Here is an 11,087-nt window from a genome sequence, read left to right as displayed (position 1 = left end):
GTTTAATAAGTTCCACTGCTGAATTCTTTAAAATTGTCTAACCAGGAAGGATGTTGTTCGGTAAATTTAACAAAGTTAACTATAGCCGTTAAGGTGGGTAAGGAAAGGTAGTGCTCCATTGCCTCAGCCTCCGCGGCAACATCGCACTGGGATCCAATTAAGCGTAAAAATTCTCGTATGATCCTATTTCGTTCCACTAAAAAATGACCTAATTCTTTGCCTTTGTTTGTAAGGACAATGTCCTTGTAGGGACGATAATGAATGTATTGGCTTTCATTTAGCTTCTGCAAGGCCCTAGTGACGGAAGGCAAGCTGACAGTAAGGCAGGCTGCAATATCTGTAACCCGTACTGCTTGACCATTTTGACTAAGACGGTAAATTTCTTCCAGATAATCTTCCAAGCTGGGAGACAACATAAAAACACCCCCTCTTTTTAAAATATAGAAGCAAAAGAGAATTATACCTTTCTTTTTACTTTTTTTGATCAAAGATTACCTCAATCAACCCAACATGATATGGCAGTATTATCAACACTTTAATAATTCCTACGTTTAAAAACAGGTGCTTTACATCAATTTGCTGGAAAATGGTTAAAAATTAAGGCCCGGTGCTTACGCTAAGCATCAGGCCTTAATTTTTATTACACATATTCCTGTTCCATTTTCTTCACAATGACTTTCCCCGCTGAGACCTCTATTAACTGGGTCTCTAGCCTTTCCACTTCAGTTAAGGGTAGCCGAGCCACAATCATAGCCCTATCCGTAACAGCTATCTGCAAAATCTTAGCACTTGACTGTTCAATCACCTTTTTAATTAAGCCAAACAAAGGCATCTCAAATTCTACCTGTAAACGCTGGCACAATATTCTTGTTACCACACCTGCCTCAGCAATTCCCTGACTGGCAGATTGGGTATAGGCTCTGACTAAACCACCGGCCCCAAGTAAAGTACCTCCATAATAACGGGTAACCACAACCACTACCCGATATAATTCTGCTCCCTTTAGCACACTCAAAACTGGTTTTCCTGCGGTTCCGCTTGGTTCCCCATCGTCACTGCATTTCTCAGCCTGGTCGGAAAGGCGATATGCATATACATTATGGGTAGCCTCCCGATGTACCTTGCTCACACTACGAATAAATTCATTTGCTTCTTCTTCAGCCTGTATTGACTGAACATGGGCAATGAACCTTGATTTTTTAATAACCGTTTCCACAGTTGCTTCTTGGCCAACAGTTTTATAACTAAACAATCCTTACACTTCTTTCTACTTAGACGATTTTAATATAATTATTACCTGTTAGATAACAAAGAAGAATCACCATGTTATTGACAGTGATTCTTCTGCTGTTAACACAATATAACAGGTTGTTAGTTTTATTTCTGGATGATACTTTCATTTCTCGATAGAGGCTGATCGTAGATAGCATGACCAGTTTCCAGGGGCTTTTGCTCAACCAGCAATTTTACTTTTTTGTATTGCTGCAATTCCGTCAGAGTGTTTACCAGTGAATTTACTGTAATAAACTCTCCGGTGGAACCCTGTAAATTGACAAAGGACTGATTAAAGTTAAGGATCAAGGTGTCTCCTTCGGCTTTGTAGCCGATAAGTTCAGTTCCCTGGGGAAGAACTGCTGCATATTTATCCGGTTTTTTAAGCTCGTTGACTAGAGCAACTACCATGTCACTGGGTTTATCAATTTCCCGTTCCACTGGTACTAAAGCATCAGCATTGTCATTGGCAAAATATAAGGTAACTTTTACTTTTTCCTTTGCCGGAGCTTGGGATTGGGTCCCGATTTGATTTTGAGGCTGCTGGTCCTTTGTATTACTAGCGCAACCCGTGAAGATCAAAGACAGGATGAGCATCAAATAAAAAACAGTTCTCTTCATATGTTTGCCTCCCTACTAAATAGTTTGCAAATCAGTCAAAGTTTAACATACTGTTCATAAAAATACCAGTAAAAAGATCTATACTGACCTCTTTTATAGATATGACGATGGGCCCTCAGTTTTGTCACATGAACTTAATGTTTTTAACAGGTACCCCCTAATTTATAATAGTCTATCTCGTATTATAAAACAAAGAGAACACCAGTTATTGGAGGCGCCCCAATAATGGTTCACTGAAAAGGACCGTTGAAAGGAGAATCGTTTTGAAAAAGATTACTAAATTTACAGCTACTTTACTTACTATTTGTATGTGTTCAACACTATTATCTGGGGCCGCGTGGGCTGACAATGGAAAAAAGGGAAATAAAGTACCACCTGGCTTACAAAAGAAGCTCGTGCAATACACCTACACCTCCAATTTTAAAGATGTGAAGAACCACTGGGCCCAGTGTGAAATTGAAGAACTACAATTAAAGGGAATTATGAAGGGTTATGAGGATAATAACTTTAAACCTCAGCAATCTGTATCAAAAAACGAAGCAATAGCCATTATTATGAGAGTGGTAGACCATAAAGAAACTAATACTGACAAAGCAGAATTAATTAAGAAACTCTTCCCCAGTTGGATGGGTGTGGCTCCGCTGCAAGCCTACGATGCTGGTATCCTTGCAGATTGGGAATTATCTAAATGGATTGGCAATAAACCAGCCACTCGCATAGAAGTAGCCATGTGGTTAAGCCGCGCTTCCGGTGATGAGAATGTCTCTCTTAATGAGCTACTTGCCTTTGCTAAGGATGCTAACCAACTAAACAAAGACGAATTATATTATGCCGCTGCCATGTATAACAAAGGCATTATGAAAGGTACCCCCGATGGCTACCTAAATCCCTTTAAGCCCATTTCCAGAGGTGAGTTCGCGGTTATGGTCAGTCGTTTTATTGACGTCTCTGATCTAGACGATGTCACTGATGAAGAAGAACAAACTAAGGACTACATTGATAAGTTAACCCCTGCCCATAATGCTAAGATTGATGTTGATACCAAAGAGTTCACCATTAACTTTGAAGAAGATATGGACTATGCAGATGGCAAAGACCTCGAGGATTTAGCTGATGCAGTGAACATTTATGAGTATAGTAATGGTAGATGGGTTGATGCTGATCTAGAATACGCCGTTGTCTTCACCAAAAATGAGGACGAACTGGTGGTTAAATTGGATGACAATGAGGAACTTGATGCCAACACTAGGTATTGTATTACCTTTAATAGCGGTATTCTTGTAGAAGCTGATGAAGATGACAATACCTTCGATGGAATTAAAAAAGGAGAATGGTCCTTTATCTCCGAGGCTGTTGAATTAGATGTAGATGAGGTATCAGCATCCAATGATACCACAGTTGTTATTAAATTTAACCAGACAATTAATAAGGGTACTGATTTCTCCACCAATGGTGACGGAATTCATGTAATGGATGGGAATACCGAACTGGATATTGATGCTGCCAGTATCAGCGGCAGTAAGTTAACCCTTACCCTGGACAATGATGACAGCTTAGAAGATGGTGAAGAATACACTGTCTGGTTTGAAGAAGATATCGTTAAGGGCTTCGAAATTGAGGAAGATGACGCCATAGAATTTACTTTTGAAGATTAAACTGACAAAGGCACCCTGTGGGGTGCCTTTTCGTTTCGACTGGCCATGGTTCATGGCACACTCTTACCAAGGTTCTCTTATAACTGAAGGCTGGTGGCTGAAAACTAAATTTACCATAAAAAAGCCCCGGATCACCACATCCAGGGCTTTTCCTATTTACTTTAATATTCTGTTGGCACCGCGATACTTGGGAGACCAGTATTTATCGGACAAAGAATCGATACGAATACCGCGGGAGGAAGATGCATGAATAAATTGACTGTTCCCTATATAAATACCAGAATGGTTAATCCCATACCCACCAGTATTAAAGAACACTAGATCACCAGGACGTAAATTACCTTTACTAATGGCCATACCTGCATTATATTGACCTGCAGCGGTATGAACTAAATCAAAACCGAAGTTTTTAAAGACATAACGTACATAACCCGAGCAATCAAAGCCTGCAGGGCTTTCTCCACCAGAACGGTATCCTACACCGATATACTGCTTGGCATAATCCAAAACAGCTATGGCACGGTCTACAACACCCCTAGAAGAAGTCTGGGATTCTTCTGTGCGAGGTCTCACTGCTTGATTAGTTGATGGATCAGGGACCTCTAAGACCTGACCAATTTGTAAATTATCACTACTCAATTTATTCAGTTGTTTAACGTTCTCCACCGATGTTCCGTTACGATTAGCTATGGTCCACAAGGTATCACCCTTTTGTACAGTCACCTGGGCTGCATCTGCAGCACCAGTCCAGACCACTGTGGCCAGGCACACAGAGGCGGCCAGAACTACCATCTTTTTAAGCAACGACAATGATGTTATCCCCACTTTCTACGCCTACGGAGTTAGCTGACGGATTCGGGTAGAAAGTTCACCCGCTACCAAAGGTAGTTCACCCCACTAGAACGGTTCCCCCGTTTTCAATGAAATTAGGCGTTTTTCATATTTTATTAACAAATTCGGCGAATGTTTCCAGTTTCCTGCCAAAAGTTAATACTTTTTTGTCAAAATGACTGATTGAGTCTTAAGTCCCGCCTACTGTTCACCACTATTTTCATATTTTACCTTAAGAATGGAAATAATGTTTTTGAGCATTTATATTATTCATTAACTTTAATCAGGTGAACACTTTATGACTTTAACCCATGCCACCTGGAATTGTGCCAAGGTCATGCTATCCTTAACCTTACCTTTTCAGGTCATTATAAAAACAGATAGGCCACGCAATACCCATGATTTTTGCAATCAACAAGCCATTGAAATATTAAAGAAAGACGGCTTGAACAGTGAAGGACGATTGTTGCAATCCCATTTGGAGATATTAAACAGAGGATCCCAATGGAGTGATCAGGGCTTTAAAAATATTAGTCATTATTACATTCATGCCAAGAATACTGGGCTCTGGCATGGACCTGATGCTCCGACAGAATGTCAGTATTACTTTGAACGTGCTATTAGATATTGGCGATCCGGCTGCCCGGAAAAATCTATTTTTTATTTAGGTGCTGCCTGCCATATTTTGCAGGACTTGTGTGTGCCCCATCATGCCTGTGGTCTGGTACTTAGTGGTCATAAATTTTTTGAAGATTGGTCCCGGGAAAACTACCACGACTTTGTGGTTAGGTTAGAAGGCATTTATCACGTTTCAACCCATGCCTGTGGCTGGGTAAAGGAAAATGCCAGGATCTCCTCCCATTACCTACCCGAATTAGTTCAGCACAAGGGAAAAGTGCCAGTTGAAAGGGTTGCAGGGATTTTGCTGCAACGGGCTCAACGGGTCACCGCAGGATTTCTTGAATTTTATTTTCAAAGTATAAAAAAATCCTCACCTAGTTAAGGTGAGGATTTTGAGAAAAATACTATATTTTAATAAACCCTAAGCCATTTAGAATAATGATTACAATGGCTATGGGGGAAACATAGCGGATGGCAGAAAGGTAAAAACTTATGGTTGATCTATTATTTAGACTTCCAGAATTCGTGACTTCATCAAATACCGCCCTCCTAGTAAGTTTCCAGCCTGCAAAAATAGCAATGAACAAACCAGTAATAGGCATCATCAAATTATCAGTTAGATAGCCATAAAAATTAAATAAGTTCATGTTAAATATCTTTACATCGGCCAACAGACTATTGGAAAGGGTCGCCGTACCCCCAACCGTTGCCATGAGTAATCCTGTAAATATAGTTGCTGTTATTCTAGACCAACCTCTTTCTTCTGTTAGGTAAGCCACAGGGGAATTATAAAGAGAAATCATTGCGCCCATAGCAGCGATGGAGGCCAGAACAAAGAAAACAATTAAAAATAGCTGACCAAAGGGCATGGAGTTAAAAACCATTGGAATAGTAATAAAAAGTAAAGAAGGTCCCATAGCAGGACTAAATCCGAAGGCAAAAACTGCCGGAAAAATTGCCATGCCTGCCAGCACGGAAACAAGTGTATCTGCCAAAACAACCTTTATCCCAGTCCCTATCAAATTTTCACTTTTTCCAATATAGCTACCATAGGTGGTCATAACACCTAACCCAACAGAAAGCTTAAAAAAAGCTAAACCCATGGCTGCTAAAATAGTTACCTCGGTAATTTTCGAAAAATCAGGTCGAAATAAAAAAACTATCCCTTCGGCAGCACCAGGCAGAGTTAGGGCTCGTACTACACAAATAATTAATAAAATAAAGAGAATGGGTAATAGCGTCTTGGTTATTCGTTCGATACCATTTTTAACTCCGGCTAAAATGATAGCCCCAGTAACAAACAGCACAATCCACTGCCAGATTAAGGGCGGCCAAACACTGGTAATAAATCCTGAAAAGATCTGTTCGGCGATTTTAGGATCACCAGTTACAATATTTCCGTTAAGGGCTTTAAAAATGTAAGCAAAAACCCAACCGGCCACTGAGGTATAGTAAAACATTATAAAGAAAGCGCAAATCACACCAGACAATCCCGTTAGAAACCAGGGAGTGCCTGGTGTTAATTTTTTAAAAGCCCCTACACTTGTTGCGTTAGCCCTTCGGCCAATAATAAATTCCGAAATCATAACGGGTAAGCCAATAAAACAAACACAAGCAAGATAAATTAGAATAAAAGCGGCTCCACCATTTTCACCCGCAATATAAGGAAATTTCCAAATATTACCAAGTCCTACTGCAGAGCCTAGGGTTGCAGCTATGACACCTAATGTAGTTCCAAAACCTTCTCTTCCAGATAACTGTGCTTTATCATTTTCAGCTTGTACCATACATTGTCCTTCCTCAAATGCCGATTAGTTTTTTCTTTACTACTCCGCTTTCAATATTTTAATATATCCATTTAAGTTGTACTAGGTTTATTAAATATTTCAGATAATTGTAGATTTGCCTCTTTATCCACCATTTCCCAGTGAAACATTTTCGTAAGTGCTACGTCTTAGACTATGAAATATTTATATGACTTTTTATTATAGGAGAATGAAATGAAGAAAATCGCCTTGATGTTTTTAATTGTAGCTCAAATTATCTTAATGACTGGTTGTTCCCTTCAAAATACCGAAGTTAAGCCGGTAAAACAAGTGACGAAGGAGGCTACCTTTGTTCCTACACCCAATACTCATATATTACAAACCATAGAAAAAAACATCTTCGGGGATAAGACTCTAGAAAAAATTATTTTGTATGTTGAGGAGACCCCAGAGGGTATGCCTAAGTCTTGGTCCTTAGTAATAGAAGGCGTTGAAAAAATCAAGCTTTTCCATGAGGATGGCCTATTCTCCTTTGCAAAGATAGCATTTGCAGATATTGATAATGACCAAAGGGAAGAAATCCTTTTTTACCGTCAGTCCAGTGGTAGTGCCGGGGCTACAGGACTGAATGTATATAAAATATCCGAGAGAAAATTACAGCAGATATTTGCCAATAATAATGAGTTTGAGCCTAGTGCTCAAAGATTTGTGGTTAAGTACATGGATGATTTTTATGTGAAGTTTGAAGATAAGGAAACGGGCCTTAAATCTGTCATTGAATTAGACCCTGATCAGTACAGCGGTATGGAAAATATGTTACCTAACATTGCTACTTGGGTTGATCCTATAGTAGATTATAGCCTGGTAGATTATAATGATGACGGTAACAAGGAAATAATTACCATTCAAAGGGTTATTGGCATATCCCATGCCGACACCATTGGGTTACTAAAAACCACCTATAAAATGGATCAGGGTCAATATAAAGCAACCACACAAACCCTTTGTGACTCTAGAGATAAGCCCTTGGCTGAGGTAAAATTAAAGGGTTAATTCTGAGCCATGTTCTTTTAACCATTTTCGATGAACCTTGTAATCGGAACAAATACGCTCTACCAGGGTCCAAAACTTTTTGGAATGATTCATCTCTACTAGGTGGCATATTTCGTGGGCCACTATGTAATCGATAACTGGTAGAGGTGCCATGACCAGTCTATAATTAAAATTCAAATTTCTCTTACTGGAACAACTTCCCCAGCGGGTTTTTTGATCTTTAATAAACACCTGATTATATTTAATGCCTAACTTCTTTGCGGCTATTTCTAGTCTTTGCAAAATAATTTTCCGAGCTTGATACCTTAGCCAATTCTCCAGAATTTGGGCAACTTTATCTTGCTGATCCTGAGGTAGCAAAACAATTATTTTATCTTTGACCAATTCTACCTCCGGTCGACCCTGTTGAAAAACCATAACCAAACGATAGGAGTTGCCTAAGAAGCTTACAGCCTGCCTTACTTCCAGGCTGTTTCCCTTTTTCTGTTGAATCCTTTGGGACATTAAAGAAAGTTTTTGTAATATCCATTCTTCCTTGTCCCGGAGAAGTGACTCAATATACTCCAAGGGATAACGAGCAGGAACCACAACCTCTAATCCTCGTTCTAAAGTAATTTTCAAGTTGACGTTCTTTGCCCGATTACTCTCCCGCAGCAGGTAGAATATTTTTTGATTCCCCAGTTTTATGGCTAACTTTTGGGATAAGCCTGAAGTAGGTGGTTTTGTTTTATCAATTTTGGTTTTCACTTAATACCCCCACCTTTAAATTGATATGTCTTATTATTCTTCAAACCTTAATATTAACCTTTTAACAACTATGACAAAATACTATAAAGAAATTGTCTTACATATAAAACAAAACCCTGTGCCGCCTAACACAGGGTTTGTTGCTGACTCTAATAAAATATTACCTTTCTACAGAATTGTGATTACCGCTGCTAGACCACATTTCTGAAGGTGGGGTTAATATTAGTGCCTCATCATGCCAAGTACAAGATACCTCATCGGTCAAAGCCATGGCAATGTTCTTTAGATGCTCACTAATTCTCAGGTAGGCATTGATGACATCCATATGGATAAAACTGGTGTTTTCGGTCTCTTGAGCTCCTCTCTGCATCCGGGCAATATGGGTCATCCTAAGACGAAACTCCAGATCAACAATGTCCTCTTCCTGCAGTGCCCTAGCCTTTTCAGCCAGCTGACAGCTATTGGTAGCAAAGCATGTATTCACTAGATGTAGTAATTCTAGAATTTTATCATGCATGGTTCGAATATCTTTGTGTCCTTCCTCGGAAAAATCCAAGTTATTTAAATATTTGCTCGCCGCCTTGGACATTAAATTCTTCTCAATAATATCTCCAATATATTCATAATCCCGAACAATATGAACCAGCCCCATTGTTTTATTGAACTCATCCTTAGAAAGCTGCTGACGCAACAAATGTGTTAGGTATTTATTGCTGGCTGTGGATAGGACGTCGATATGATGTTCCTTCTGATGTAATTTTTCAGCCAGATCTTGATCAAAGTTTCTAAGAAGTGGGTAAATATCCTTCATCATATCAGTTACATGATCTGATATGTGCATAATTTCTTTAGTAGCCATACCAATGGCCAGTTCAGGACTGCCAAATAGACTCTCATCCAGATACTTGGGTTTAACTTCCGCTCCAGCTTCTTTCTTATCAGGAACAATATATTCCAAAAACTTTGCAAACTGGGAAATAAAGGGTACAAATAATACTGCAATGGCAATATTAAAAAAGGTATGAACGTTTGCTACCTGAAAGCCTGCATTGGCTGTAATCTTTGTCATTAATACTGCAAGCGGGGAAACAAAGGGCATAAATAGCAATACACCTATCACCTTAAACAACAGGTGGGCTGTTGCAACCCGCTGAGATTCTCTCGAAGAACCTAGGCTGGATAGAATAGCTGTAAAGGCCGTTCCTATGTTTGCACCAAATAGCATATAAATGGCAGGCTCTAAAGTGATCATATGTTGCATAGCCAGCAACATAATAATACCAATTGTTGCTGCGCTACTGTGAACCAAAAAGGTAAATACCGCAGCCAAAGCCATAGCCAACATTGGCCTATCGCTCATCTGTAATAGTAACTTTTCAAAGGCTGGGTCGTTTCTTAAGGGATACATAGTATCCGACATTATTTTAAGACCCAAAAATAGTAAACCAAAGCCAATTAATACCTGACCAATGCGCTTATGCTTATGTTTCTTAGAAAAGAAAATAATGGTGGCACCAATTCCAACGATGGGCAAAGAGATCTCTGTTGCCTTAAGAGCAATTAATTGGGCTGTTACAGTGGTTCCAATATCTGAACCTAAGATAACGGCTAAAGTTTGCCTTAAACTAATAATAGAGGCACTGGTTAGACTTACCAAGATAACTGTGGTTGCCGTACTACTTTGAAATAAAATTGTAACCAGAGACCCTAATCCCATGGCAATAATTCTATTTTTAGTTAAACTGGTTAAGGCTTCCCGGAGTTTTTTCCCAGCAATTTTTTGCAAACCCTCACTGAGAACATACATACCATATAATAACAGACCCATTCCACCGACCATACTTAATAGAGCTGATTGCCAGGACATATACCTCCCACCTTTCTATATCAACTTGAAAAAAAAATCACAAATTTAAGGCGCAAATAAATCGCTTTTTGTAAAAAGCTATGAGTTCTTAATATAAAATTAATAATATTTTAATTCATTGACCAATTAGTGTCAAACTACGAAATAATATTACAGAAAATATTTCCTGTTAAAAAAACAATGACCTGGGGTTTACCCTAGTCATTGTTTTTTCCAATTAGTCTAAATAAACTGTCTGGGTGTAATCATCCCATTGGACATGGTAACCAAGGGTTTCTCCAATAAATCTAATGGGTACCATTGTACGACCATAAATGACCACTGGGGGTACATCTAAATAGATAATCTCTCCATTAATGTAGGCATCATAAGCTCCCATATACATAATTAATACGTTTTGCCCATCTGTCGCTGTTATTTCTCCCAGATGCGGATTCCATTGGACCGAAACCCCTGAGGCCTCAAATATTGCTCGCATGGGAACAAAAACCCTGTTCTCATACATAACCGGGGGAACATCGGTAAACAAATAATCGCCCCTGATTACAATATCTATATAGTCATAACCTGCCTGTGCTGGAACTATGAAAGTTGTTATTAATAATGCTAGCATACAAAAAGTAAGCAAATATTTATTCTTAATTTTCATCCTCT

11 protein-coding genes and 1 riboswitch are annotated in these 11,087 nt (G+C 39.1%); of the genes, 3 read left to right on the top strand and 8 right to left on the bottom strand.

Translation table 11 applies throughout. The annotated features are described in order from the left end of the window. Nucleotides 1-2: 2 nt before the first annotated feature. The 3 genes from ACYQ03_RS05760 to ACYQ03_RS05750 form a co-directional block, all read right to left on the bottom strand. The gene (locus ACYQ03_RS05760; protein ID WP_459908295.1) at nt 3-416 is read right to left on the bottom strand and encodes a metal-dependent transcriptional regulator; all 414 of its coding nucleotides are present in this window, start codon (nt 414-416) and stop codon (nt 3-5) included. A gap of 224 nt (nt 417-640) precedes the next feature. Continuing rightward, entirely contained in the window at nt 641-1,252 is a 612-nt protein-coding gene (locus ACYQ03_RS05755) for a YigZ family protein (RefSeq protein WP_459908293.1), read from the bottom strand. A 125-nt stretch (nt 1,253-1,377) separates the two neighbouring features. Further along, entirely contained in the window at nt 1,378-1,893 is a 516-nt protein-coding gene (locus ACYQ03_RS05750; protein WP_459908291.1) for a GerMN domain-containing protein, read from the bottom strand. A 263-nt stretch (nt 1,894-2,156) separates the two neighbouring features. Here ACYQ03_RS05750 and ACYQ03_RS05745 point away from each other — a divergent pair, with 263 nt between their 5' ends. Continuing rightward, nucleotides 2,157-3,548 carry an S-layer homology domain-containing protein gene (locus tag ACYQ03_RS05745; RefSeq protein ID WP_459908289.1) on the top strand — a complete coding sequence of 464 codons (1,392 nt, stop codon included), beginning with the start codon at nt 2,157-2,159 and terminating at the stop codon, nt 3,546-3,548. A 156-nt stretch (nt 3,549-3,704) separates the two neighbouring features. On the opposite strand, the gene ACYQ03_RS05740 is transcribed toward ACYQ03_RS05745, so the two are convergent. Continuing rightward, nucleotides 3,705-4,358, bottom strand: coding sequence for a C40 family peptidase (locus ACYQ03_RS05740; RefSeq protein WP_459908287.1), 654 nt, complete (start codon nt 4,356-4,358; stop codon nt 3,705-3,707). Between the two features lie 5 nt (nt 4,359-4,363). Beyond that, a riboswitch (cyclic di-AMP (ydaO/yuaA leader) is annotated at nt 4,364-4,491 on the bottom strand. A gap of 186 nt (nt 4,492-4,677) precedes the next feature. Between ACYQ03_RS05740 and ACYQ03_RS05735 the strand changes: the two genes are divergently transcribed. Beyond that, nucleotides 4,678-5,382: a zinc dependent phospholipase C family protein gene (locus tag ACYQ03_RS05735; protein WP_459908285.1), complete on the top strand. Its 705-nt coding sequence runs from the start codon at nt 4,678-4,680 to the stop codon at nt 5,380-5,382. Between the two features lie 22 nt (nt 5,383-5,404). On the opposite strand, the gene ACYQ03_RS05730 is transcribed toward ACYQ03_RS05735, so the two are convergent. Next, nucleotides 5,405-6,787, bottom strand: a complete 1,383-nt coding sequence (locus ACYQ03_RS05730; RefSeq protein ID WP_459908283.1) for a sodium-dependent transporter — start codon at nt 6,785-6,787, stop codon at nt 5,405-5,407. A 213-nt stretch (nt 6,788-7,000) separates the two neighbouring features. On the opposite strand from ACYQ03_RS05730, the gene ACYQ03_RS05725 reads away from it, so the two are divergent. Then, the gene (locus ACYQ03_RS05725) at nt 7,001-7,819 is read left to right on the top strand and encodes a hypothetical protein (RefSeq protein WP_459908281.1); all 819 of its coding nucleotides are present in this window, start codon (nt 7,001-7,003) and stop codon (nt 7,817-7,819) included. On the opposite strand, the gene ACYQ03_RS05720 is transcribed toward ACYQ03_RS05725, so the two are convergent. The 3 genes from ACYQ03_RS05720 to ACYQ03_RS05710 all read right to left on the bottom strand — a co-directional run bounded on the left by ACYQ03_RS05720 (nt 7,808) and on the right by ACYQ03_RS05710 (nt 11,082). After that, a complete protein-coding gene (locus ACYQ03_RS05720) occupies nt 7,808-8,566 on the bottom strand; it encodes a M48 family metallopeptidase (protein WP_459908280.1) in 759 nt (252 codons plus the stop codon). The two genes, ACYQ03_RS05725 and ACYQ03_RS05720, sit on opposite strands and share 12 nt — an antisense overlap. Nucleotides 8,567-8,726: 160 nt before the next feature. Next, nucleotides 8,727-10,433 (bottom strand): Na/Pi cotransporter family protein, encoded by a 1,707-nt coding sequence (locus ACYQ03_RS05715; protein ID WP_459908279.1) that lies wholly within the window; start codon nt 10,431-10,433, stop codon nt 8,727-8,729. A gap of 217 nt (nt 10,434-10,650) precedes the next feature. Further along, nucleotides 10,651-11,082 carry a copper amine oxidase N-terminal domain-containing protein gene (locus ACYQ03_RS05710; protein ID WP_459908278.1) on the bottom strand — a complete coding sequence of 144 codons (432 nt, stop codon included), beginning with the start codon at nt 11,080-11,082 and terminating at the stop codon, nt 10,651-10,653. Nucleotides 11,083-11,087: the final 5 nt, after the last annotated feature.

Source organism: Desulfotomaculum defluvii (assembly GCF_054657375.1).
This window is presented reverse-complemented; position numbering and strand designations above follow the sequence as displayed.

Bases quoted from the DNA above. Each gene is read 5' to 3' on its own strand.
- ACYQ03_RS05735 (WP_459908285.1), top strand. From the start codon at position 4,678: ATGACTTTAACCCATGCCACCTGGAATTGTGCCAAGGTCATGCTATCC.
- ACYQ03_RS05760 (WP_459908295.1), bottom strand. From the start codon at position 416: ATGTTGTCTCCCAGCTTGGAAGATTATCTGGAAGAAATTTACCGTCTT.
- ACYQ03_RS05725 (WP_459908281.1), top strand. From the start codon at position 7,001: ATGAAGAAAATCGCCTTGATGTTTTTAATTGTAGCTCAAATTATCTTA.
- ACYQ03_RS05730 (WP_459908283.1), bottom strand. From the start codon at position 6,787: ATGGTACAAGCTGAAAATGATAAAGCACAGTTATCTGGAAGAGAAGGT.
- ACYQ03_RS05710 (WP_459908278.1), bottom strand. From the start codon at position 11,082: ATGAAAATTAAGAATAAATATTTGCTTACTTTTTGTATGCTAGCATTA.
- ACYQ03_RS05750 (WP_459908291.1), bottom strand. From the start codon at position 1,893: ATGAAGAGAACTGTTTTTTATTTGATGCTCATCCTGTCTTTGATCTTC.
- ACYQ03_RS05715 (WP_459908279.1), bottom strand. From the start codon at position 10,433: ATGTCCTGGCAATCAGCTCTATTAAGTATGGTCGGTGGAATGGGTCTG.